At 73.1% G+C, this 25,172-nt stretch carries 12 protein-coding genes and 1 pseudogene; 2 read left to right on the top strand and 11 right to left on the bottom strand.

Annotation, left to right across the window (positions count from 1 at the left end):
• Nucleotides 1–38: 38 nt before the first annotated feature.
• Nucleotides 39–548, top strand: coding sequence for an allene oxide cyclase barrel-like domain-containing protein (locus CLV40_RS03010; RefSeq protein ID WP_219823883.1), 510 nt, complete (start codon nucleotides 39–41; stop codon nucleotides 546–548).
• 3 nt (nucleotides 549–551) lie between these two features.
• Nucleotides 552–1,550 carry an aldo/keto reductase gene (locus CLV40_RS03005; RefSeq protein ID WP_104476591.1) on the top strand — a complete coding sequence of 333 codons (999 nt, stop codon included), beginning with the start codon at nucleotides 552–554 and terminating at the stop codon, nucleotides 1,548–1,550.
• Between the two features lie 87 nt (nucleotides 1,551–1,637).
• Here CLV40_RS03005 and CLV40_RS03000 read toward each other — a convergent pair whose 3' ends face one another.
• The 11 genes and pseudogenes from CLV40_RS03000 to CLV40_RS02950 form a co-directional block, all read right to left on the bottom strand.
• Nucleotides 1,638–1,826 carry a ferredoxin gene (locus CLV40_RS03000; RefSeq protein ID WP_104476589.1) on the bottom strand — a complete coding sequence of 63 codons (189 nt, stop codon included), beginning with the start codon at nucleotides 1,824–1,826 and terminating at the stop codon, nucleotides 1,638–1,640.
• Nucleotides 1,827–1,830: 4 nt separating this feature from the next.
• Nucleotides 1,831–3,018 (bottom strand): cytochrome P450, encoded by a 1,188-nt coding sequence (locus CLV40_RS02995; protein ID WP_104476587.1) that lies wholly within the window; start codon nucleotides 3,016–3,018, stop codon nucleotides 1,831–1,833.
• Nucleotides 3,019–3,061: 43 nt separating this feature from the next.
• Complete coding sequence (locus CLV40_RS02990; protein ID WP_104476585.1) at nucleotides 3,062–4,666, bottom strand: dipeptide ABC transporter ATP-binding protein; 1,605 nt, start codon at nucleotides 4,664–4,666, stop codon at nucleotides 3,062–3,064.
• A complete protein-coding gene (locus tag CLV40_RS02985) occupies nucleotides 4,663–5,511 on the bottom strand; it encodes an ABC transporter permease (protein WP_245930994.1) in 849 nt (282 codons plus the stop codon). Before CLV40_RS02985 ends, CLV40_RS02990 begins: the two co-directional genes overlap by 4 nt.
• Nucleotides 5,511–6,488, bottom strand: coding sequence for an ABC transporter permease (locus CLV40_RS02980; protein ID WP_245930992.1), 978 nt, complete (start codon nucleotides 6,486–6,488; stop codon nucleotides 5,511–5,513). Before CLV40_RS02980 ends, CLV40_RS02985 begins: the two co-directional genes overlap by 1 nt.
• The gene (locus tag CLV40_RS02975; protein WP_219823882.1) at nucleotides 6,485–8,083 is read right to left on the bottom strand and encodes an ABC transporter substrate-binding protein; all 1,599 of its coding nucleotides are present in this window, start codon (nucleotides 8,081–8,083) and stop codon (nucleotides 6,485–6,487) included. The genes CLV40_RS02980 and CLV40_RS02975 overlap by 4 nt, the downstream gene beginning before the upstream one ends.
• Nucleotides 8,084–8,278: 195 nt before the next feature.
• A complete protein-coding gene (locus CLV40_RS02970; protein ID WP_104476581.1) occupies nucleotides 8,279–9,274 on the bottom strand; it encodes an MsnO8 family LLM class oxidoreductase in 996 nt (331 codons plus the stop codon).
• 267 nt (nucleotides 9,275–9,541) lie between these two features.
• The gene (locus CLV40_RS02965) at nucleotides 9,542–9,910 is read right to left on the bottom strand and encodes a transposase family protein (protein ID WP_281261637.1); all 369 of its coding nucleotides are present in this window, start codon (nucleotides 9,908–9,910) and stop codon (nucleotides 9,542–9,544) included.
• Between the two features lie 663 nt (nucleotides 9,911–10,573).
• Nucleotides 10,574–12,460, bottom strand: coding sequence for an HAD-IIIC family phosphatase (locus CLV40_RS02960; protein ID WP_104476577.1), 1,887 nt, complete (start codon nucleotides 12,458–12,460; stop codon nucleotides 10,574–10,576).
• 8 nt (nucleotides 12,461–12,468) lie between these two features.
• A pseudogene (locus CLV40_RS02955) lies at nucleotides 12,469–15,426 on the bottom strand (type I polyketide synthase); the annotation flags it as partial.
• Nucleotides 15,427–15,444: 18 nt separating this feature from the next.
• The gene (locus CLV40_RS02950; RefSeq protein ID WP_104476573.1) at nucleotides 15,445–25,095 is read right to left on the bottom strand and encodes a type I polyketide synthase; all 9,651 of its coding nucleotides are present in this window, start codon (nucleotides 25,093–25,095) and stop codon (nucleotides 15,445–15,447) included.
• Nucleotides 25,096–25,172 lie beyond the last annotated feature (77 nt).

Below are 25,172 nucleotides of genomic sequence, written 5' to 3'. Positions count from 1 at the left end.
CGCGCTGCACCAGTCCGCAGCTGCCGTTGGAGGCACCCGTGACCGCCCAGCACACCGAGCCCGCCGCCCGGACGTCGTTCGACGTGCCGCCGGAGACCGCGTCCGACCGGGTCGCGGGGCTCCTGGACCCCTCGGCGGTCCTGGTCCTGCGCGACCTGACGGAGAAGGTCGTCGCGTACGAGTCGAACAACCCGGACCCGACCGGCGAGACGCCGACGGAGCACGACTTCGCCACCGTCGAGCTGGAGATCTTCGCGGGCGACACGCGCATCGGGCGGACCAAGGGCGCGGGCCGGATGCTCTACAAGCAGGGGTCCGGCACCTTCCTCGCGTACTTCGGCGAGACCATCACCCTCGACGACGGCAACGTGATCCGCGCGGGCGGCCTGGTCGACGACGGCAGGCTGACCGGGGGCGAGTGGGCGTCGTTCCCGGCGACGGTCGTCGAGGGGCCGCTGGCCGGTGCCGTCGGCTACCGGACGTTCCGCCCGGTGGCGAACGAGACCCACCGGGTCTACGAGTCGGCCATCGTGCTGTACCGGGCCTGACCCATGACCATCACCCGACTCCCCCGCCGCCGCGTCGGCGCGCTGGAGGTGGGCGCCCAGGGCCTGGGTTGCCTGGGGATGTCCGACGCCTACGGCCCCGCCGACCCGGCGGAGGCGGTGCGCACCATCCACCGCGCGCTGGACCTCGGGGTGACGCTGATCGACACGGCCGACGTGTACGGGTTCGGCGCGGGCGAGGAGCTGCTGGGCAAGGCCGTGGCCGACCGCAGGGACCGCGCCGTGCTGTCGACCAAGTTCGGCGTGCAGCGGCCGGGACCCGGTGTCGGCGTGGGTGTCCGCGGCGACGCGGCCTACGTCCGCCAGTCCTGTGTGGACTCACTGCGGCGGCTCGGCGTGGACCACCTGGACCTGTTCTTCCTGACCCGGGTCGACACGTCGGTGGAGATCGAGGAGACGGTCGGGGCGCTCGCGGAGTTGGTGTGCGAGGGGTTGGTGCGGGAGATCGGCCTGTCGGAGGCGGCACCCGCGACCATCCGCCGCGCGCACGCCGCGCACCCGATCGCCGCGTTGCAGACCGAGTGGTCGCTGTGGTCGCGCGACATCGAGGTGGAGATCGCGCCGCTGGCCCGGTCGCTGGGGATCACCGTCGTGCCGTACGCGCCGCTGGGCCGGGGTTTCCTCAGCGGCGCGATCCGAACGCTGGAGTCGTTGGCCGACAACGACTTCCGCAGGCTGGCCCAGCCCAGGTTCCAGGACGGGAACCGGGAGGCGAACCTGGTCCTGGTCGACCGGTTCGCCGACCTGGCGACCCAGGCGGGCGCCACCCCGGCGCAGTGGGCCCTGGCCTGGCTGCACCACCAGGGCCCGAACGTCGTCCCCATCCCGGGCGCCCGCACCCAGGCCCACCTGGAGGAGAACGCCGACGCCGCGTTCCTCACCCTGACTCCCGCGGACCTGGCCGCGATCGACGCGATCTGGCCGCGAGGCGCCGCTGCGGGCGAGCGGTGGAACGAGCACTCGATGTCCTTCGTCAACCGCTGAGCACTCCGCGGTCCCACGAGCCCCGAATACCGAACAGCCCGCCGGGTCGCAGGCGGGCTGTTCGGTATTCGGTGTGGTTCCAGGTGTTCAAGCAGTCGTGATGGCCATCGCCGGGCAGAGGTACTGGGCCTCCTCGACGAGGTGGGCCACGTCCTCCCCGGGATCGGTGTCGAGGAGGACCACGACGCCGTCGTCGTCCTGGTCGAACACGGTCGGCGCGGCGTAGGCGCAGCGGCCCGCGCTGATGCAGCGGTCGCGGTCCAGGGTGATCTTCACGAGGTCACCACTCGACCGGGAGGGACAGCACGCGTTGGACCGTGCCCGAGCCGAGGATGGGCAGTTCCGAAACCGGCTTGGCGAGGCGCAGGGTGGGGATGCGGGTGATCAGGGCCTCGAGGGCGATCTCGATCTGCAGGCGGGCCAGGTTCTGACCCAGGCACTGGTGGATGCCGAAGCCGAAGGTGAGGTGGTGGGTGTCGGGGCGGCCGATGTCGAAGGTGTGCGGGTCGGCGTGGTTGGCCTCGTCGCGGTTGGCGATGGTGCCGGAGACCAGCACGCCCTCACCCGCCTTGATCGTGTGGCCGCCGATCTCGATGTCACCCTTGGCCACCCGGGTCGCGACCAGGTCCGTGGTGGCCACGTACCGCAGGATCTCCTCGATGGCCCGGGGCAGCCCCGAGATGTCCGCCTGGAGCCGCGCCCACTGGTCCGGGTGCTCCAGCAGCGTGATGAGCCCCAGCGCCAGGGAGGACGAGGTGGTTTCGTGGGCGGCGATGAGCAGCACCAGCGCGATCGAGACGAGTTCGTCGTGGTTCATCTCGCCGGTCTGCACCCGCTCGCGCACCAGGGTGCCGAGCAGGCCGTCGGTGGGGTTCGCGATCTGGTCGTGCGTCAGCCGGTCGAGGTAGTCGACCAGCGCCTGGCCGCCCGCCACGGAGTCCTCCTCCGTGCCGAGCATGACCCGCCCGCTGGCCTCCTGGAAGAAGTCGTGGTCGGCGTAGGGGACGCCGAGGTGCTTGCAGATGATCAGCGACGGCAGCGGGACCGCCAGGGCCGGGATCAGGTCGGCGGGTGGGCCCTGGTCCAGGATGTCGTCCACGTACCCCTTGACGACCTCCTCGATGTCCTTGCGCATGGTGCGCGCGGACCGGAGGCTGAAGTGCGGGTTGAGGAACCGGCGGTAGGTGTCGTGCACCGGCGGGTCCATCGCGATCAGCGCCAGGTTCCGCGCGATGCCGGAGCGGAACCTGGGAGCCACGATCGGGAAGTTCGGGTGCGTGCGCTGGGAACTGAGGTTCGGGTGCGTCAGGATCTCCCGGGCCTCCTGGAACCCGGTGATCATCCACGCCTCCCGCCCGTCGAAGAGGGTGACCTTGAGGACGGGCCCCTGCTCCTCGACCGCCGCGTAGCCTTCCGGCGGCTGGTAAGGGCAGGTGCGCTTCTGCGGGTACGGCGGAGCAGCGGTCATGGTGGGAAAGGTATTTTCCGGGATTCGACTGGGCAAGGATCGTTTAGCCGGGCTTCAGAACCGATTGTGCCTGGCGCAGCACGGTTCCGGGCACGGCGGCGACCAGGTCCTTTGTGTACTGGTGGCGCGGTTCGGCGAGGACGGCGGTGGCGGACCCGGACTCGACGACGGCGCCGTCGCGCATCACCAGGACCCGGTCGGCGATGTGGTGCACGACACCGAGGTCGTGGGAGATGAACACGTACGCCACCCCGAGACGCCGCTGCGCGTCCACGAGGACGTCGAGCACCTGGGCCTGGATCGACACGTCGAGCGCGGACACCGGCTCGTCGCACACGATCACCGCCGGGTCGGCGGCCAGCGCGCGGGCGATGGCCAGCCGCTGCCGCTGCCCGCCGGACAGCTCCCGCGCCGGTCGGTCCACCTGGGACTCGGCGAGGCCGACCAGGCGCAGCAGCTCCGCGACCCGCTCGGGGTCGGGGTTCGCCTCGGTGACGATCTGCCTGCCGGTGTAGCGCGGGTCGAAGGACGCCAGCGGGTCCTGGTAGATCATCTGGATCCGGCGCCGCGCGGCCCGGCGCTCGGCGCCCGCGCGGGCCGACCACGGCACGCCGTCGAACTCGACCGCGCCGGAGTCCGGTGCCACGAGGCCCAGCAGCATCCGGCCGACGGTGGACTTGCCCGAGCCGGACTCGCCGACGATGCCCAGGGTCTCCCCCGCGCGCACGGTGAACGACACCCCGGCCGCCGCGGTGATCGGCGGCCGTCCCCGGACCCGGTACCGCTTCACCACGTCGGTGACGGTGATCAGTTCCCGGCCCGGCACGCGCCGGTCGGGTTGATCCAGTGCCGGGATGGTGCCGGAGAGGCCGCGTCCGCGCCGCTCGGCGGTCGGTACGGCGTTGAGCAGCGCGCGCGTGTACGGGTGCCGGGGGTTGGTGAGGACGTCTGCCGGCACGCCGTGCTCGACGACCGCGCCGTCCTTCATCACGTGCACGTAGTCGGCGAGGTCGGCCACCACGGCGAGGTCGTGGCTGATCAGCAGCAACGCCGTGCCCGCGGCCGCCTTCGCGCGCAGCAGGCCGAGCACCTGCTTCTGGACCGTGGCGTCGAGAGCGGTCGTGGGTTCGTCGGCGATGAGCAATTCCGGGCGGGCGGCGAGCGCGGTCGCGATGAGCGCGCGCTGCCGCAGACCGCCGGAGAGTTGGTGCGACCACTGCCGTTCCCGCACCTCGGGCTCGGGCACACCGGCGTCGGCCAGCAGCCGCAACACCTCCGGCCGCACCCGGTCCACGATCCGGTGTTCGCGCAGGGGTTCCGCGACCTCGGCGCCGACGCGGCGCAGCGGGTCCAGCGACCCGAGCGCGTCCTGGGCGACCAGCCCGACGCGCCGCCCGCGCAGGCCGCGCCACTGGCGTTCGCCGAGAGACCGCAGGTCCAGCCCGTCGAAAGCCAGCTCGTCCGCCTCGACGACCGCGCCGCGACCGCACAAGCCGAGCAGGCTGCGGGCCGTGACGCTCTTGCCCGAGCCGGACTCGCCGACCAGCGCGACCACCTGGCCGCGCTCGACGTCGAACGACACCCCGCGCACGGCGGGCCGTCCGCCGAACGCGACGACCAGGTCGCGGACGCGTACCAGGGGGCTCACACGGTCCTCCGCTCGAATCGGGCCTGCAGGTGCTGGCCCAGCACGGTGACGGCCAGCACGGTCAACGTGATCGCGACGCCGGGGAACACCGTGGGCCACCACGCGACGGACGCCAGGTCCCGGCCGGCGGCGAGCATCGCGCCCCACTCGGCGGTGGGCGGTTTCGGGCCGAGACCGACGAAGCTCAGCGACGAGGACGCCACGATCATCGCGCCCAGGCTCACGGTCGCCAGCGCGAACACCGGCCCCACCGCGTTCGGCACGACGTGCACGAGCACCACGCGCGGACCCGGGTGCCCGAGCCCGTGCGCGGCCTCCACGTACGTCGAGGCCCGCACCCGCAGCACCTCCGCCCGCACGACCCGGGCGAACCCGGGCACGGTGCCGACGGCGAGGCCGATGGTGGCGGTGAACCCGCTCGCGCCCATCACGGCCGCGACGAGGAACACCAGCAGCAGACCGGGCACGGCGAGCACGACGTCGAGCAGTCGGCTGATGATCTCGTCGCCCCACCGCCCGGTCTGCGCGGCCAGCGTGCCGATGACGATCCCGCCGAGCAGCGCGAGCCCGGTGGCGCCGAGTCCGATGAGGACGGACGCGCCCGCGCCGTGCGCGACCCGGGCGAACAGGTCGCGGCCGTTCTGGTCGGTGCCGAACCAGTGGTCCCAGTCCGGCGGCCGCAGCGTCGCGCCGAGGTCGGCGTGGTTCGGGTCGACGCCGGTCAGCAGCCCGGGCGCGAGCGCGGCGATGGCGACGACCGCGAGGACGACGAGCGCGGCGGCGATCCCGGCCCTGGGGATCCGCACGCGGCGGACCGGGGTCGGTGTGTCGAGCGCGGTGACCACTAGTGCTCCCTCGTCCGCGGGTCCAGCAGCCAGGCCGCGGCGTCGACGAGCGCGTTGACCACGACGAACACCGTGGCCGCCAACAGCACGACACCGATCACCAGCGGCATGTCCTTGTTCTGCACCGCGGACAGCAGCAGCCTGCCGACGCCCTGCCGGGAGAACACGATCTCGATGATCACCGCGCCGCCGATGAGCGACCCGGTGATCCAGCCCAGCAGCGAGGTCACCGGCAGCGCGGCGTGCCGCAGCACGTGCCGCGCGCGCAGCGCCACCTCGCTGATGCCCCGGGCCCGGGCGGCGAGCACGAACGGCTCGTCGAGCGTGCGCAGCAGACCTTCCCGCAGCACGCGGGTCACCACGGCGACCGGGTGCGCGGCCAGCGCGATGGCGGGCAGCACCAGGCCGGAGAAGTCGCTGGAGCCGATGGCGGGGAACCAGTGCAGCGAGAAGGAGAACACGCCCAGCAGCACCAATCCGAGCCAGAATGGCGGCACGGCGACGATGAGCCCTTCGACGCCGGAGAACAGCGACCGCGCCCAGCGGCGCCTGCCCGCGCCGATCACCGCGAGCACGACCGAGGCGACCACGGTCAGCACGAGCGTCGCGGCGACCAGTTCCAGTGTGCGGGGCAGCTGCGTGCCGATGGCGTCCCAGACGGGTCGGCGCAGCACGAAGCTGGTGCCGAAGTCGCCGGTGGCCAGTTTGCCGAGGTAGGCGAAGAACTGGGTGAACAGCGAATCGTCCAGCCGGTACTCGGCGATCACCTGGGCCCGCACGGCCGGACTGGCCTGGGTGCGGGCCAGCAGCACGTCGGTGGTGGAGCCGGGCATGGCCTGGATGAGGAAGAAGGTGGCGGTGGCCGCGCCGACCAGGACGCCGACGGCGCCCAGCAGCCGCACGGCCACCACTCGCAGGACCCGAACCGCGGCGGGGGAAACCCGCCGCGGCTCGGACTTGATCGCCAACGAGGTCACTGGGACAGCCAGATCTGGTGGAAGTCGGGCGCGCCGTCGGCGAGGAAGGCGACCGAGTTGACCCGGCTGGTGGCGCCGAAGGTGGTGCGGTCGTCGTAGATCGGGAAGACCGCGGCGTCGTCGGTGATCTTGCGCTGCGCGTCGGCGTACGCCTTGAACTGCGACTCCTGGTCGGCCGCCTCGAGGGCGCGGGCGAAGTCGGCCTGCACCGCGGGGGCGGTGTAGCGGGCCATGTTGTTGGCGATGCCGCGCTCGGGCGTCGGGATGTTCTCCGCGCCGAGCAGGACCTGGAGCACCTGCGGGCCGGGGGCGGCGAAGTTGGTGTCGATCAGGTCGTAGTCGCCCTTGAGCAGCCGGTCGACGAAGGTGCCGCCGTCGAGGTTCTCCTCCACGGTCTCGATGCCGATCTCCTTGGCGCCTGCCTGCACCTGGGTGGCCAGGTCGGTCACGCCCGCGTCGGACCACATGTGCCGGACCGTGAGGCGCTTGCCGTCCTTGGTGCGGTAGCCCTGGCTGTCCTTGGTGGCGTAGCCCGCGCCGTCGAGCAGCCGGTTGGCCTCGGCCACGTCGAAGCGGTACTGCGACTCCAGCGACGCGTCGTAGCCGGGGGTGGTGGGGGTGAGGACGCCCTTGGCCGGGCCGTAGACACCGAAGTAGACGTTCTCGGTGATGCGCGGCCAGTCGATGCCCAGGCGGAAGGCGGTGCGCACCTTCCGGTCGGCGAACGGGCCGGACGCGGTGTTGGGCCAGTAGCTGAACGGGATGCCCGGGTACGGGGTGGAGTGCAGCACGAACCCGTTGGTGGAGCCGAGTTCGCGGGCGTTGGTCGGCGAGACGTTCGCGATGGCGTCGACCTGGCCGCTGGTCAGCGCGCCGTAGCGGGCGCCCGCGTCCGGGGCGATCTGGATCTCGATGGCGTCCAGCCAGGCCGCGCCGTCGTTCTCCGCGCCCTCCGGCGGCCAGGCGTAGTCCGGGTTGCGGGTGTAGGAGATGCCCTTCTGCGACGCGAAGCCCTCGGCGCTGCGGAACGGGCCGGTGCCGATCACGGTGGCGCAGCGGGCGGCCGGGTCGCCGGTGAGCGTGGCGGGCGACTGGATGCCGAGGTTGGGGGTGGCCAGCGCGGAGAGGAAGGTGGAGTCGGGGTGCTTGAGGCGGATCTCGACGGTGTGCTCGTCGACGACGGTCGACTTGTCGTAGGCGGAGATCAGGCTCGCGGCGAGCAGCGACTTGGTGGCGGGGTTGACCACGCGGTCGAGGTTGGCCTTGACCGCGGCGGCGTCGAACACCGCGCCGTCGGCGAACTTCACGTTCTTGCGGAGGGTGAAGGTGTAGGCCAGCCGGTCTGTCGAGACCCGCCACTCGGTGGCCAGCCACGGCGCGATGCGCCCACCGCCGCCCTGGTTGACCAGCGAGTCCACCAGCGGGCGGGCCAGGAATCTGCTGGCCGCCGTGGGGCTCTGCTGGGGGTCCAGGCACTCCGGTTCATCCGCGACCGCGACCCGCAGCGTGCCGCCCCGCACGGGTGCGCCGCTGGGCCCCGCCGCCTCCGTCGTCCCGCCGCAGGACGCCACCGTGCCCAGCAGCAGCGTACCCACTATCGCCTTTGTAGACCGCGACCTCATACCTCTTCCTCACCTGCTATTTCGACGCCCCGCAGACCGCGGAGCGGGCACACCGTGGCGAACGGCGCTAAAGCGACGCTGAACGCGTCCACTGGCTGGATCAAGAGCTGGTTGCGCAGCTCAGAGCGCCGCGCGGTCCGGGGTGGACGGCGCGGCGCTCGGCGCGGGTCAGAGCGAGAGGACCGTTTTCGCCAGCAGCTCGTACGAGCGGACGCGGGCGTCGTGGTCGGGGACCTGGGTCAGCGCCATCAGCTCGTCGGCGCCGGTCTGGGCCAGGAAGGCCGCCAGGCGCGGCGTGATGGTGCGCGGGGTCCCGATGAACTGCGGGTCGGTCTTCTCGCGGCGGAAGCGCTCCTCGGCCCCGGAGAACCGGTGGGCCTTGGCGTCGGCGGCGGTGGGCAGGGTCGTGTTGGGGTCAACCGTGCGCATCCGGATCTGCCCGAGCACGAACGCGTTGGCCTGTTCCCAGGCCCGGTCCTCGGAGTCGGCGGCGACCACGATGGCGGCGACCCCGGCGTACGGCTCGGCGCGCCACGGGGAGGGGGTGAAGGAGGCGCGGTAGGCGGCGAGCGCCTCGACGGCGAGACCGGGCACGATGGAGTGCGCGAAGACGAAGGGCAGCCCGAGTCGGCCCGCGTAGGCGGCGCTGCCGGGGCTCGACCCGACCATCCAGAACGCGGGCGGCTCGGTGGGTTCGGGAACCGCCCGCACTCCCCCGACGCCCCGGCCCGCGTTGGCGAAGTAGCCGGACAGCTCGGCGAACTGGGCGTCGAACTCGCGGCGCACGGGATCCCCCAGGCGCGCGGCGGAGACCGGCGACCCACCCGACCCACGCCCCAGCCCCAGGTCGACCCGACCCGGGTAGAGGGAGGCCAACACACCGAACTGCTCGGCGACGGCCAGCGGGGAGTGGTTGGGCAAGAGCACCGCCCCCGAACCGGCGCGGATGGTGGAGGTGGCGGCGAGAACCTGCCCGGCGAGGACGACGGGCGCCGAGGTGGCCAGCGCGGGGGTGCTGTGGTGCTCGGCGACCCAGTAGCGCGCGTACCCCAGTTCGTCCACCGCCTCGGCCAACGAAATACTGCGCCGCAACGCGTCCCCAGCGGTATCCCCGGACCACACGGGCGCCGTGTCGTGCACCGACACCGCGACAGCCTTCCCCATACCCACTCCTCCCGCACCCCATCCGGAGGCACACTCGACTTACCCCCAAGTCAAGTCGAGGCCCCCTCCCCTTGTCAAGCTTGATCGACTTCACCCCGCTGCCCAGGCCGCACCCGCCCCCTCACGACAGCGATCTCGCCACTTCCCCCACCTCAGCGGGCCGACCACCGACTCCGGCGTTCACCAACCAGCTCCGCGCGGCCTGCCCGGCGGGAGAGTTTCCTTGATCGCGAGTTGTCCCCATCCGCTGTACCTATCCACAGAGGGTTATTCAGCGGCGGAGAAGTAGAGGCCGATGACCGCGGAACTGGTGTCGGCGAAGGTGTTGACGGGGCGCCGGTGGTCGGTGTGGGGAACGCGCCAGGTTTCGTGTTGGGCGATGGCGCGTTCGACCACGACACGGAGGGAGTCGTGGTGTCGGTTGAACTCCCGTTCCCGGTCGGGCTGCTCCCGGTCTCCGGGTCTTCTGATAGGGGTCAGGACTCCGCCGCCGACGCAGCCCTCGTCGCCGAGCCAGGCGCCGGGATCCCGTCCCTCGAGAACGTGCGAGACCTCCAGGCCGACGATGTCGTTCCGAGGTCCCGGCATCGGATCCGACACCCACCTCACACGCCCGTCCAGCAACAGTGGGGCCACCGCCGCGATCGCCCGGCCGATCGTCGACCGCGACACCTCGAACGCATCCGCCGACTCCGCTTGAACCCGATTCCGACGCGAATACGCCACCGCGACCACCACGGAGCGACACAAACCGAGAACCGGCGACCACCGACGAACACACACCCCCGGCGGAGGGCGGGGGCTGTCCTGGGTCCGGGTGGGGTGTTCAAAACAAAAGGGAGTTCAGTCCCAGCCAGGCCGCACACGCCCGCGCAGGCCAGGCCACCACGCAATTGTCCCCACCCCGCCAGGCCGGGCCCACTACCCGCCGACCTGCGCCAGCCTGGACTCCACCCCCTAAGCCCCGCTCGCCCACCCCACCCAGGTTGCCTCGCAACCCTTCCCCACCCCGCCAAGCCGAACCCGCCACCCGCCGACGTGTGCCAGCCCGACCCACCACTCAATCCACCGCGCCCCACCCTCTGCTCGATGGGGTGGAACGTCTTTGTGTGGGGGGACGGACCTGCCAAGCTCGCCCGCGGGTGGGGTGGGCTTGCCCCTCCCACCGCTTTGCCCCACCGCAGGTTCGTAGGGGCCCCGCACAAAGACGTTTCACCCCATCGAGCGCAGCTCGAAAACTCGCGCCTGGACCACGAGAGAACGCAACCCCGCTGGAACCGCACCCAAGAGCCCGCGCCGTCACGGCCGATCAGGCACGATCTTCTCCGCAACATCAAGCACCAGATGCTCCGGAATCGTCACGATCTCGCCCAGGTCGTGCCGGAACGTCCCCTCCGCCAACGTCTCGAACCCGAAGTGCGGCAACAATTCCGCCACCTTCCCGTTCTTCGCCGTCGGCCGGAACTCACCGGTCACCGCAACGAACCCACCCTCCCGCGCGGCCGTCAACACCAGCGACAACACAGCCTGCTCGATCCCGCGCGCGAACACCCGGCAGCTCAGCAGGAAGTTCTCCAGCCTCAACTCGGCACCAGCGGCCCGCAGGACCAGTACGCCGACGATCCCGTTGCCGCCGAAGCGATCCGCTGTTGTGATCGTCAGCACCCGGGCGGCCGGGTCCTTGGTCAACGCCACCACGTCATCCTGCTGAAGTCGGATCGTGGTGAGGTTGAACTGGTTGGTGCGCAGTGTGAGTTGCGCGACGCGGGCGATCTCGGCGGGTGTGGCGGGGGCGAGCCGCACGGAGATTCCCAGGTCTGCCAGGAACTCACCGATCGAGTCGGAGGCGGACAGGAACTCCTCGCGGGCCGCCTCCTCGTGGTAGAGGCGGGTCCGGTGTCTGTCCTCGTCGGTGATCTCGGTGGTCGCGAACCAGTCGTCGGCGAGGATTGTGGGGGTGTGCTCGGCTGGGTCTCCCGCCACGTGCACCGTGGTTGTCGGCAATTCGGCCCGCACGGCCGCGATCTCGTGTGCGCTGTCGTCGACGAATACCACGGTATCGATGCCCACGTTGAGTTCGCGGGCAAGTCGACGCAGGTTGTCCGGTTTGGGTTGCCAGTTCGCGATCACGCGGACGAACGCGTCCGCCGGAACACCCAGGTCCGGGTGGTCGCGCAAGGCGGCGGCGACGGTGTCCGCGTCGTTCTTGCTGACAGCGGCGAGCAGAACCCCCTGCGACTGCAACTGCCGCGCCAGCCGCTGGACAGCCTGGAACGCCTCCCCGCGCGGCGTGTGCGCGACCTCGATCCCCTCGACACCGTCGTCGCCGAGAACCCCGCCCCACAACGTGTTGTCGAGATCAAGAGCCAACACCTTGCGAAGACGACCGGTGCGCGCTCGTACAAGGTGCGCGACATCCCGCGCGTAGCGGCCAAGCAGTTCGTCGGACAGATGCGCGTGCGCATAGGTGGCGAACCGGGGATCGGCGAGCGGAACCCCGTCCACGAGCGGGTCGAGGTCGAGAACCGTGACCGGCCCGGGCGCCGACCCGAGGTCGAGCAGGTCCGCGTTGGCCCGCCGCCACGCCGCGCTCAGGCGCGCGCGGCCGGGGTGGTCGATGATCCGCCCCACCCATTCGCGGGGCAGCGGCACGGTGTTGAGCACGAGCGTCCCGGTGCCGTGGTCGGCGAAGCGGCTGGCGAGGCGGGTCCAGTGCGCGATTTTGGCGGCCAGCGCGGTCTCGACATCGGCCACGGTGAACGGCGACGGCACCTCACCGAACACCGCCGTGTGATCGAGCACCGCGATCGTCACGTCAGCCGGGTTGGCGTACAGATCACTGGACGGGTCGTCGAGATCGAACGCGTAAGTGTTGAAGTCCGCGACCCGCACACGCGGCAGGTAGCCGTGACGGGCGAGTTCCGCGGTCAGCGCCGTGCCGAGCGCGTTGAGGGTGCCGCTGCCGGTGATCGCGACAGACGCGGTCGGCAGACCGGAATGCAGGGCGGCGACTTCGTCCGGGTCGACGCGGGCCAGCAGTCGTCCCGCGGCGGCGCGGTCGGCGGGATCGGCGAGCAGCGCGGGTACGCGGTCGTAGTGCGTCGCCAGGAGCCCGTCGTGGTGCAGGGCGCGCAGTTCGTCCAGTGCGGTCCGAACGGGCGCCCGGTGGATGTCCTCGGTGGTCATGGGTGTCCTCAGTTCGCGTGGCCCGCTGGCGCGAGCAGGGCGTGCAGGCGGTCGGCGAGCGCGGCGGGAGTGCGGGTGTCGAACAGGGTTGCCGGTGGCAGCGCCAGACCGGTCGCCCGGGTGATCCGGTCGGCGATCTCCAAGGCGCCGAAGGACGTCAGACCGAGGTCGAGGAGGTCGGCGGTGACGTTGAGCCCGGCCGAATCGTGGCCCAGGACCGCGGCCACGGACTCGCGGACCGCCGACATGATGACCTCGTGCGCGTCTTCGTCCGCGGGGTCGACCAGGGTGACCTCCGGCGGCGCGGACTCGACGGCGACGGCAGTCGTGGTGATCGTCCGCAGCCAGTAGTGCTCGCGCTGGAACGGGTACGTGGGCACGGAAGCGGGTTCCGCGTGCGGCCCCTCCCCCAGGACAGCCGCCCAGTCGACGGGCACGCCGCGTTCGAACAGCGCACCCGCGGCCGACACCACGGACACCGCCTCGGTCGCCGGGTGCCGCAACGCGGCGAGCGCGGTGGCCTGGCGGATGTCGGCGATCATGCCCGTGAGGGTGGCGTCCGGGCCGATCTCCAGCACGGTGTCCACGCCCAGGTCGCCCAGCGCGCGCACGGCGTCGTGGAAGCGGACCGGGAGCCGGACCTGTTCGGCCCAGTACTCCCCCGCGAGCACACCGGCGCCCGCGACCGCACCGGTCACAGTGGACACCAGCGGCACTTCCGGCTCAGTGAGAGGAATCGAACCGGCGACCTCGCGCAGAACGGGCAGCGCGGGCTCCATGTGCGACGAGTGGAACGCGTGGCTGACCGCGAGTGCCTTGGTCCGCACTCCTCGGGCGCGCCAAGCGGTGGCGAGCGACCGCACGGCGTCGGCGTCGCCGGAGACGACAGTGGCCCGGGGGCCGTTCACCGCGGCGATGGCGACGCGGGAGTCCAGGGTCGGCAGCACCTCGCTTTCCTCCGCCCGCAACGAAAGCATCGCGCCACCGGGCCGGGCCGCCTGCATCGCCGCGGCCCGCGCGACCACGAGCCTGCCCGCGTCCGCCAAGGTCAGGATACCGGCCACGTGCGCGGCGGCGATCTCCCCGACGGAGTGGCCGAGCACGGCAGCCGGTCGCACGCCCCAGCTCGCCACGAGCCGCGCGAGCGCGACCTGGAAGGCGAACAGGGCGGGCTGGGTGTTCTCGGTGCGGTCGAGTTCATCGCGCGGCGCCTCCCGGAGGAAGTCCCGCAGCGGCGCGTTGGCGTATCCCCCGGCATCGACTGCGGCGCAAGCGGTGTCGAATGCCTCGGCGAACACCGGGTACGCCTCGGCCAACTCGGTTCCCATGCCCACCCGCTGCGTCCCCTGCCCGCTGAACGCGAACCCGACTCGCGGACTGCCCGCTTCGGCGGGTCGCACGGTGTCGAGCGCGCGGCGCAGCTCCGCGGCATCAGCGCCGACGGCCACCGCCCGGTGCGCGAAGTGAGTCCGTTGGTGCGCGAGGGTTCGAGCGACGGATGCCAGATCATCACCTGCCACGAGCCGACCCCGAAGCCGGTCCGCCAGCGCCCGGACCGCCTCGGCCGACCGCCCGGTCAAGACCCACGGAACCGCGGGAGCAGAATTGTCCACTTCGGACGAAGCGCGGTCGCCCTCTTCGATGATGACGTGCGCGTTGCTGCCGCTGATCCCGAAGGACGAGACCGCCGCCCGTCGAGGCACCGACCCGCCGGGCCATGACCGCGCCGCACGGATGACGCGAACCGAGTCGGTCCAGTCGACCAACGTGCTGGGCGTGTCGGCGTGCAGGGTCGCGGGCAGGGTCTCGTGCCGCAGCGCCTCGATCACCTTGATCACCCCGGCGATGCCCGCGGCGGCCTGGGTGTGCCCGATGTTGGACTTCACCGACCCGACCCACAGCGGCGTCGCGCGGCCGTCCCCGTACGCGGCGAGCAGCGCGCCTGCCTCGATCGGGTCGCCGAGCGCGGTCCCGGTTCCGTGCGCCTCCACCAGATCGACGTCACCGGGCGCCAACCCGGCGTTCGTCAAGGCGGCCCGGATGACCCGTTCCTGGGCCAACCCGTTCGGGGCGGTGATGCCGTTGCTGGCGCCGTCGGAGTTGATGGCCGAGCCGCGCAGCACCGCGAGCACGGTCCGCCCGTCGCGACGAGCGTCGGAGAGTCGTTGCAGCACAACGAGGCCGGCTCCCTCGCCGAACCCGGTGCCGTCCGCGCCGTCGGCGAACGCCTTGCAGCGCCCGTCCCCCGCGAGCCCACCCTGCCGGGCGAACTCGCTGAACACGCGTGGTGTGGCCATCACCGTGACACCACCGGCCAAGGCGAGGTCGCATTCCCCGTCACGCAGGGCTTTCGCGGCCAGGTGCAGCGCGACCAGCGACGACGAACACGCGGTGTCGACCGTGACCGCGGGCCCCTCGAACCCGAACGTGTAGGCGAGCCTGCCGGACGCGATGCTGGCGGCGTTGCCGGTCATGAAGTAGCCGTCGAGCGGGCTGGGGCCCGCGGTGACCGGCGGCGCGTACTCCTGCTGGATCACCCCGGCGAATACCCCGGTGCGGCTGCCGCGCAGGTCGGCAGGCCGCAGCCCGGCGCGTTCCAGCGCGGCCCACGCGATCTCCAGCAGCACCCGGTGCTGCGGGTCCATGGCCAGCGCCTCGCGCGGGGCGATGCCGAAGAACCCGGCGTCGAACCCGCCAGCGCCGGACAAGAACCCGCCCACCCCGTCGTGGGCGGGCCAGCCCCGGTCGTCCGGGAACGGGCCCAGCGCGTCGGTGCCGGAGTCCACGACCCGCCACAGGTCCTCGGGTGAGTCGACGCCGCCGGGGAAGCGGCAGGCGGTGGCGACCACGGCGATCGGGTCGGGGTCGCGCCGCGCGGCCAACTCGGCGCGGGCCGCGGCCAGCTCGGCCCGGGTGGTGGCCAGCTCCGCGCTCGCGCGGCGCAGGTAGTCGATCAGCTTCCGCTCGTCGGTCATGGCGTCCCCTCAGCGCAGCTGCGCGTCGATGAGTGCGAACAGTTCGTCCACGTCGGTCGGTGCCTGCGGGGTGGGCGCGGGGGCGAGCCTGCCGAGCAGGTGGTCGGCCAGGGCGGTGGGGGTCGGGTAGTCGAACACCACCGTCGCCGACAGCCGCAGTCCGGTCACCTTGCCGAGCCGGTTGCGCAGTTCGACCGCGGTGAGCGAGTCGAACCCGAGTTCCTTGAAGGTGCGGTCCTCGTCGCCCGCGACCCCGCCGCCGAGCACGGCCCGGACCGTGCCGCGCACGGTGCCCAGCACGAGATCGCGGCCCTGTTCGGGGTCGGCGGCCAAGCGCGCGGCCAGGTCGGGGGTTTCCGCGGGCGGCGCGGCCCGCCGCTTGGCCACGAGGCCGCGCAGCACGGCGGGTGGTTCGCCCGCGGCGAGGACGGTCGTGTCGAGCCGCACGGCGACCGGGTCGGGGACGTGGGCGGCGATGGCGGCGTCGAGCGCGGCGAGGCCCTGAGCCGGGGTGAACGGCAGCAGCCCGGTCCGGCGGAGTCGCGCCCGGTCGGCGGCGGCGAGGTCGCCGGTCATGGCGCTGTCGGACGCCCACAGCCCCCACGCGATGGAGGTGGCGGGCAGGCCGTCGCGGACCCGGCGCGCGGCGATGGCGTCGAGGGCGAGGTTGGCCGCCGCGTAGCCGCCCTGGCCGGGGTTGCCGACCAGGCCCGCCGCCGAGGAGAACAGGACGAACGCGGCGAGGTCGTGGTCGCGGGTCAGCTCGTCGAGGTGGCGGGCGCCGTCGACCTTGGGGGCGAGGACGGCGCGCAGGCGGTCCTCGGTGATGCCGGGGAGGGTGGCGTCGTCGAGCACGCCCGCCGCGTGGAAGACGGCGGTGAGGTTGTCGGGGATGACCTTGGCCAGTGCGTCGCGGTCGGCGACGTCGACGGCGGCGAACTCGACGGCGTCGCCCAGTTCGGCCTTGAGTTCGGCGGCGGCCGGCGAGTCGGGGCCGCGCCTGCTCAGCAGGAGGAGGCGTTCGGCGCCGTGCCGGGTGACGAGGTGGCGGGCGAGGTGGGCGCCGATGCCGCCGGGGGCGCCGGTGATGAGGATGGTGCCGCCGGGGTCTCGCGGGGTCGGGAGGGTGAGGACGACCTTGCCGATGTGGCGGGCGTGTTGGAGGTGGCGGATGGCTTCGGGGGCGCGGTCGACGGGCCAGGCGGTGACCGGTGGCGGGGTGAGGGTGCCGTCTTCGAACAGGGCGACGAGGTCGGCGAGCATCTCGGCGATGCGGTCGGGGCCCGCTTCGATGAGGTCGAAGGCGCGGTAGGTGATGTCGGGGCGGACGGTGTCGCGGATGTCGGTCTTGCCCATCTCGATGAACCGGCCGCCGGTCCTGAGGAGGTCGAGGGAGGCGTCGACGAACTCGCGGGCGAGGCTGTTGAGGACGATGTCGACGCCGCCCGCGTTCGCGATGGGTTCGGCGAAGGTGAGGTCCCTGGAGGAGCCGATGGTCGCGGCGTGTGCGACGGCGGGCCACTTGGCGGGTGAGGCCGTGGCGTGGATGGTCAGACCCCAGTGGTGCGCGAGTTGGATGGCGGCGCCGCCGACACCGCCCGCGGCGGAGTGGATGAGCACGGATTCGCCGGGTTTGGCGGCGGCGAGGTCGCGTAGGGCGTAGTAGGCGGTGAGGAAGACTGCCGGGATCGCGGCTGCCTCGGTGAAGGTCCTCGTGGCGGGGATGCGGGTGACGAGGCGGTGGTCGGTGACGGCGGACGGGCCGATGCCGCCGCTGATCAGGCCGAAGACGCGGTCGCCGACGGTGAGTCCGGTGACGTCGGTGCCGGTCTCGGTGACGATGCCCGCGCCTTCCGTACCGAGGTCGGCGGCGCCGGGGTACATGCCGAGGGCGAGCATGGCGTCGCGGAAGTTGAGACCGCTGGCGCGCACGGCGATCCGCACGTCGGTCGGCCCGAGGGGTTGCGGCGCAAGGGGGTTGAGGACCAGGTCGTCGGCGGATCCGCCCGCCCCGGCCGCCAACCGCCAGTCCTCCGCGTCCGGGGTGGGCAGTGGCGCGGCGAGCCCGCGGAGCCTGGGGACCAGCAGGCCACCGTGGCGTTCGGCTTGCTGCGGTTCGTCCGCGGCGAGCGCCTCGACGCGCTCGTTCGCGCTGTCGAGCAGCACGATCCGGCCCGGCTCCTCCGACTGGGCGCTGCGGACGAGCCCCCACACGGCGGCACCGTCCACTGTGGGCCGCTCCCCCGGCACCGCGGCCACGGCGCCGGTCGTGCGGACGACGATCGTGCCGCTGTCCGCGGCGAGCGCCCGGCGGAGCGCGTCGGCGAAGTCCGCCAGGTGGCTTTCCAGGCTCGTCGAGCCGATGGCGGGCACGTGCAGAACGGTGTGCGCGGGCGCCTCGGCAGGCGTGGCCGCCTCCCAGGTGACGTGGTGCAGGGGGACGTCGGCGAGGTCGACGGCGCGGAAGTCGATGCCCGCGATGTCGGCGACGACGCGGCCGGTGGGGTCGGCGATGCGCGCGGTGACGCTGTCGTCGCCCTTGCGGAGCCAGACGCGGAGCCTGCCGTCGGCCGGGGTGAGGGTGGCGCCGCGCCAGGTGAAGGGCAGGCGGGTGGCGCCGGAGAACCAGCCCACCAGGCCGACGCCGTGCAGCGCGGTGTCCAGCAGGGCCGGGGAGAGGGCGAAGCCGGTGGGGCCGTTGACCTCGATCTCGGCGAAGACCTCGTCGGCGCGGCGCCAGGCGGCGCGGAGGCCTTGGAAGCTCGGGCCGTAGTGGTAGCCCGCGGTGGCGAGGTCGGTGTAGACCGCGTCCACCGGCACGGGCTCGGCGCCGGCGGGCGGCCAGGCGGGGAGCCACTCGCCGAGTGGTGCGGGGGCGGTGGCGGAACCGGTGGCGTGGACGGTCCACTCGGCGCCGAGCGGGGTGTCGTGGGTCCCGGGGCGGGTGGAGATGGTGATGGCGCGGTCGGCGTCGACGGCGACCTGGATCTCGACCGGGTCGTCACCGAGGACGACCGGGCGGGCGAGGACCAGTTCGGCGATGGTGGGGGCACCGAGGAGACCGGCGGTGTGGGCGGCGAGTTCGGTGAGTGCCGCGCCGGGGACCAGAACGGTGCCCTCGACGGCGTGGTCCGCGAGCCACGGGTGGGTGCTCAGGGCGACGGTGCCCTGGGTGAGGACACCGTCGGGGGTGCGGATGACCGTGTCCAGCAACGGGTGGCCGGTGGGGCGGGCGGGAGCTGTTGTCGTGGCGTCGAGCCAGAACCGCCTGCGGTCGAAGGCGTAGGCGGGCAGGTCGAAGACGCGGCGCCGGTCGCCGAGGTAGCCCGCCCAGGTGACCGGGACGCCGCGCACCCAGGCCTCGGCGACCGAGGCGAGGACGCGGTCCAGTCCCCCGTCGCCGCGGCGGAGGGTGCCGAGGACGGCGAGGTCAGGGCGGTCCACCTCGTCGAGGGTGTCCTGCACGGCGACCGACACCACGGGGTGCGGGCTGATCTCGATGAACACCCGGTGGCCCGCCGCCGCGGCGGCGCGCACGGCCGGGTCGAGGCGGACCGCCTGGCGCAGGTTCCGGTACCAGTAGTCCGGTTGGAACAGGCCGTCCGGTTCGGCGAGCGCGCCGGACACGGTGGAGAAGACCTGGGCGGTCGGCTCGCCGAGCACCACCTCGGGGAGCACGGACCGGATCTCGTCGGCGATGGACTCGACGTGGGCGGTGTGGGAGGCGTAGTCGACGTCGATCAGCCGGGTCCGTGCGCCGAGTTCGTCGAACCGGGCCTGGACCCGGGCGACGCCGTCGGGGTCGCCCGCGACGACCGTGGCGCGGGGGCCGTTGTGCGCGGCGACGCTGACGCCCGGTTCGAGCAGCGGTTCCACCTCGGCGGCCGGGGCGGCGATCGACAGCATCGCGCCGCGCCCGGCGATGGCCCGGATGGCCCGGCTGCGCAGCGCGGCGACGGCCGCCGCGGCAGGCAGGGCGAGCGCGCCGGAGGCGACGGCGGCGGCGATCTCGCCCTGGGAGTGCCCGATCACCGCGGCCGGGGTGACACCGAAGGACCGCCACACGGCGGTGAGCGCGGTCATCGTCGCCCACAACGCGGGCTGCACGACGTCGACCGACGCGTCCGGGCCCTGCCCGGCGAGGTGCCCCAGCAGGGACCACCCGGTGACGGCGTCGACCGCGGCGGCGGCCTCGGCGAGCCGTTCGGCGAAGGGCGGGTACTGCTGGAGCGCGGTGGCCATGCCGTCCCATTGCGCGCCCTGCCCCGGGTAGAGGAAGACGGGCTCGTGCGGTCCGGTGGCGTGCCCGGTCACGACGGACGGGTGCGGTTCGTCGGACGCCAAGGCGTGCAGGGCTTCCCGGGCCTGCTCGGTGCCGGTCGCGACGATCACGGCGCGGTGGTCGAACTCGGGCCGGGAGCGGACCAGTTCGGCCGCGACGTCGGCCAGGTCGCGCTCGGCGTCGAGGTAGTCGCGCAGTCGGCTCGCGGCCAGGCGGAGCGCGGCGGGCGACTTGGCGGACAGCGCGAGCGGGACCGGGCGGGCGAGGGGCTCGACCGCCTGGTGGTCCTCGACGATCGGGGGCTCCTCGATGATCACGTGGGCGTTGGTGCCGCTCATGCCGAACGCGGACACCCCGAACCGGCGCGGGCGGGCGCCGCGCGGCCACGGCGTGTTCTCGGTGAGCAGCGCGACGCCGTCGGACCAGTCGACCCGGGTGCTCGGGGCGTCGACGTGCAGGGTCCGGGGCAGGGTCTCGCGGCGCAGCGCCTCGACCATCTTGATCACCCCGCCGACGCCCGCGGCGGCCTGCGTGTGGCCGATGTTGGACTTGAGCGAGCCCAGCCGCACCGGCTCGGGTCGCGGCGCGCCGTAGGTGTTGACGATCGCGTTCGCCTCGACCGGGTCGCCGAGGGTGGTGCCGGTGCCGTGCGCCTCGACGGCGTCGACGTCGGCGGGGCCGAGCCCGGCGGCGCGCAGGGCGTCGCGGATGACCCGTTCCTGGGAGGGGCCGTTCGGCGCGGTCAGGCCGTTGGAGGCGCCGTCCTGGTTGACCGCCGACCCCCGCAGCACGGCGAGGACCGGGTGGCCGTTGCGCTGGGCGTCGGAGAGCCGCTCGACGAGCAGCACGCCCGCGCCCTCGCTGAACCCGGTGCCGTCGGCCGAGTCGGCGAACGCTCGGCAGCGCCCGTCCGGGGACAGGCCGCGCTGCCGGGAGAACTCGACGAAGGTGTCCGGGGTCGCCATCACGGTCGCGCCGCCCACCAGGGCGAGGTCGCACTCCCCGTCGCGCAGGGCCTTCGCGGCCAGGTGCAGGGCGACCAGCGACGACGAGCACGCGGTGTCGACGGTGAGCGCGGGCCCGGTGAGGCCGAGGGTGTAGGCGACGCGGCCGGAGGCGACGCTGCCCGCGCTGCCGGTGCCGAGGTAGCCGCCGTGCTCGCCGGGGGCGGTGCGGGCCCGGGCGCCGTACTCGGTGTAGATCAGTCCGAAGTAGACACCGGTGCGGCTGCCGCGCAGCGTGGTCGGGTCGATGCCCGCGCGTTGCGCCGCCTCCCACGAGGTCTCCAGCAGCAGCCGCTGCTGCGGGTCGACCGCGCGCGCCTCGCGGGGGTTGAGCTCGAAGAAGGCGGGGTCGAAGTCGGCGGCGTCGTGCAGGAAGCCGCCGTGCCTGGCGTAGGAGGTGGCGGGGTTGTCCGGGTCGTCGTGGAAGAGGGCGGCCAGGTCCCAGCCGCGGTCGTCGGGGAACTCGCCGATGGCGTCGGTGCCGGATTCGACCAGCCGCCACAGGTCCTCGGGAGAGGTGACGCCGCCGGGGTAGCGGCAGGCGGTGGCGACGATGGCGATCGGTTCGTCGGTATTTCTGGTGATCTGGCGGGTTTCGGTGGCCTGGGAGGTCAGGAAACGGGCCAGGTCGCGGGGGGTGGGGTGGTCGAAGACGAGGGTGGCGGGGAGTGGGGTGCCTGTGAGCTTCGCTAGGTGGTCGCGGACTTGGACTGCCGTCATGGAGTCCAGGCCGAGGTCGCGGAAGGGCAGGTCGGGGCGGACGGCGTTGGGTGAGTCGTGGCCGAGGAGGCCCGCGACGACCTTGCGGACCGTGGCGAGCGCGGCGTCGGGAGTGGCGCCGATGCCGTTGCCCGCGTCCGCGCTGCGAAGTTGGCGGGTGCGTGGGGCAGGTGCGTGGGTGGTGGCCGCGACGGTGGTCGGGTCGATGGTGCGGAAGGTGAGGGCGTCGATGGTGAGGACGGGCAGACCGGATTGGTCGACAGCGGTGAGTGCGATGGTGTCGGTGCCGGTTTCGGTGATGAGGAACCTGAGAGCGGTGGCGTTGCGGGCGTGCAGTCGCACGGCGGTGAAGTCGAAGGGGGCGGTGATGGTGTCGCGGGGGCGGGCGAGGAACTGGGCCTGGATCGCGCCGTCGAGCAGGGCGGGGATGATGGCGTGGCCGGGGATCGGTTCGGGGACGGCCACTTCGGCGGTGACGGTGTTCGAGCCGCGCGTGATTGCGTTGAGGGCGCGGAGTTCCGGGCCGTAGTGGACGCCGGTCAGCGTCTCGTAGGCGACCTCGACGGTGTGCCCTTCGGGGAAGGTTGGAGGGTGTGGAACCGGGGTGTCGTCGGCGGTGAGGACTCCGGTGGCGACCTTGACCCAAGCACGGGAGTATCCGGTGTAGACGGTCAGGTCGCCGTCGGGGCTGACGGTGGCTTGCAGGTCGATGCCGCGTTCGGGGACGTCTACGGGTGCCAGCAGGGAAAGGGAGCGCACGTCCGGTAGGCCGAGTTCGGCGCCGATGGCGAGCGCGAGGTCGACCAGGGCGGTACCGGGGAGCACGGTGCGGTCGCCGACGCGGTGCGCCGCGGTCCAGCCGGTGCCCGGGATGTGCCCGCTGACCAAGGCGCTGCCGTCGGCACCGTGGACGACGGCGTCGAGCAGCGGGTGTTCGGCGGACGTGGCGCCGCGCGTGGTGACGGTGTCGAGCCAGTAGCGGCGGAGTTGGAACGGGTAGGTGGGCAGGTCGACGACGCGTCCCGGGGTGTGGGCGGACCAGTCGACGGCGACGCCTGCGGCGTGGGCGTGGCCCGCGGCGACGAGGAACCGGTCGAGGCCGCCGTCCTCGCGGCGGAGGGTGCCGAGGGCGGTGCCGTCGGGGACGGTGTCGCCGAGGGCGGCCGTGAGGACCGGGTGGGGGCTGATCTCCAGGAACACCCGGTGCCCGGCGGCGGCCAGTCCCGCGACGGTGTCGCTGAGGCGGACCGGTTGGCGGAGGTTGTCGAACCAGTACCCGGCGTCGAGAGTGGTGGTGTCGATCGGGCCCGCGGTCACCGTGGAGTGGAACTCGACGGCGGATCGTCGGGGGCGGACCTCGGCGAAGGCGGTGGTCAGGTCGTCTCGGAGCGCCTCGACGGCGGGCGAGTGGGACGCGTAGTCGACGGAGATCACTCGGGCGCGGACGTCGGTGTAGGACTCGACCAGCGCGGTGACGGCGTCGACCGGTCCGGCGACGACGGTTGAGCGGGGGCCGTTGATCGCGGCGATCACCACCCCGTCCCGCAGGTGCTCCGTGACCTCGTCGGCGGCGAGTTCGATCGACGCCATGGTGCCGCTGCCCGCGATGGCCGCGATGGCGCGCGACCGCAGCGCGACGAGCTTGGCGGCGTCGGCGAGGTCGAGCGCGCCCGCGACGTACGCCGCCGCGATCTCGCCCTGCGAGTGGCCGACGACGGCCGCCGGGGTGACCCCGACCGCCTTCCACTGCGCGGCGAGGCCGACCATCACCGCGAACAGCGCGGGCTGCACGACCTCGACCCGGGCGAACACCTCCGGGTCGGCACCGCGCAGCACGTCGACGAGGTCCCAGTCGGTGTGCGGGGCCAAGGCGTCGGCACAGCGCCGGATCTCGTCGGCGAACGCGGGCGCCTGGTCGAGCAACGCGGCGGCCATGCCGACCCATTGCGCGCCCTGCCCGGGGAAGACGAACACGGGCTGTTCGACCCGCACGCTGTCCCCCACCGCCGCGCGCGGCGACGGGAGGTCCGCGGCGACGGCGGCCAGCGCCTGGTCCAGTTCCGCCAGCGTGCCGCCGACCGCGACGGCCCGGTGCGCGAGTCGTGCGCGCGCCGTGGCGAGGGTGTGCGCGGTGTCGGCGAGGTCGCCGCCCGCGGCGAGGAAAGCGCGGATGCTCTCGGCATGCGCCCGGACAGCCGCCGCGCTCGCACCCGACAGCAACAACGGCACCGGGGCACCGTCTTCGCCTAGGGTCGGTTCCGCGGCGGCCGGTTCGGGGACGGCTTCGATGATGACGTGCGCGTTCGTCCCGCTGATGCCGAACGACGACACGGCCGCGCGGTGCGGTCGGTCGCGGGGCGGGAGCGGGGTGGCGGTGGTGGCGATGGACAGGCCTGAGGTGGGCCAGTCGAGGTGCGGGGACGGGGTGGCCGCGTGCAGGGTGGCGGGGAGGGTGCCGTTGCGCAGGGCGAGGATCGCTTTGATCACGCCGCCGACGCCCGCCGCGGCCTGGGTGTGGCCGATGTTGGACTTGAGCGAGCCGAGCAGCACCGGGTCGGCGGCGGAGTGCGCGGCGCCGTAGGTGGCGGCGAGGGCACCGGCCTCGATCGGGTCGCCGAGCGGGGTGCCGGTGCCGTGGCCCTCGATGACGTCGACGTCGGCCGGGGTGAGGGCGGCGTCGGCGAGCGCGGCGCGGATGACGCGCTGCTGGGCGGCGCCGTTGGGGGCGGAGAGCTGGGTGCTGGCGCCGTCGGAGTTGACGGCGCTGCCGCGCAGGACCGCCAGCACGGGGTGGCCGAGGCGCCGGGCGTCGGAGAGGCGTTCGATGAGCAGCAGGCCGACGCCCTCGGCCCAGCCGGTGCCGTCGGCGTCGGCGGAGTAGGCCTTGCACCGGCCGTCCGGGGAGAGGCCGCGCTGCCGGGAGAACTCGACGAACGTGCCGGGGGTGGCCATCACGGTCGCGCCGCCGACCAGGGCCTGCGCGCACTCGCCGCGGCGGATGGCCTGGGCGGCGTAATGCAGGGCGACCAGCGAGGACGAGCACGCGGTGTCGACGGTCAGCGCCGGTCCCTCCAGCCCGAAGGCGTACGCGACCCGGCCGGAGGCGATGCTGCCCGCGCTGCCGAGTCCGATGTAGCCCTCGAAACCGTCGGGGGCGCGGCCGTGGCGGGAGCCGTAGTCGGCGTACATGACGCCGACGAACACGCCGATCCGCTGCCCGGCCACGGACCTGGGGTCGATCCCGGCCCGTTCGAACGCCTCCCAGGCGGTGTGCAGCAGGAGCCGCTGCTGCGGGTCGACGGTCAGCGCCTCGCGCGGGCCGACGCCGAACAGCTCGGCGTCGAAGTCGGCGGCGTCGTGCAGGAAGCCGCCGGACCCCGAGTAGGTGGTGCCGGGCTTGTCCGGGTCGGGGTCGACCAGGTCGGCGGGCCAGCCCCGGTCGGTGGGGAACGGCCCGACGGCGTCGCGGCCGTCGGCCAGCAGGTCCCACAGCTGCTCCGGGGTGCCGACCCCACCGGGGTAGCGGCACGCCATCGACACGACCGCCAACGGCTCCCGCGCGGCGGAGGTGACCTCCTCCAACCGCGTGCGCGTCCGCAGCAACTCCGCGGTGGTGCGCTTGAGGTAGTCGCGAAGTGTGTCCTCGCTAGACATCGGCGGCACGGCTCCCGTCACTCGCTCAGTTCGCTTTCCAGCAACGCCACCAGCTCATCACCGCGCGCCAAACCGCC

It is taken from the genome of Actinokineospora auranticolor, from assembly GCF_002934265.1.
Classification (GTDB): Bacteria; Actinomycetota; Actinomycetes; order Mycobacteriales; family Pseudonocardiaceae; genus Actinokineospora; species Actinokineospora auranticolor.
This window is presented reverse-complemented; position numbering and strand designations above follow the sequence as displayed.

Bases quoted from the DNA above. Each gene is read 5' to 3' on its own strand.
- CLV40_RS02960 (WP_104476577.1), bottom strand. From the start codon at position 12,460: ATGACCACCGAGGACATCCACCGGGCGCCCGTTCGGACCGCACTGGAC.
- CLV40_RS02970 (WP_104476581.1), bottom strand. From the start codon at position 9,274: ATGGGGAAGGCTGTCGCGGTGTCGGTGCACGACACGGCGCCCGTGTGG.
- CLV40_RS02995 (WP_104476587.1), bottom strand. From the start codon at position 3,018: ATGACCGCTGCTCCGCCGTACCCGCAGAAGCGCACCTGCCCTTACCAG.
- CLV40_RS03005 (WP_104476591.1), top strand. From the start codon at position 552: ATGACCATCACCCGACTCCCCCGCCGCCGCGTCGGCGCGCTGGAGGTG.
- CLV40_RS02950 (WP_104476573.1), bottom strand. From the start codon at position 25,095: ATGTCTAGCGAGGACACACTTCGCGACTACCTCAAGCGCACCACCGCG.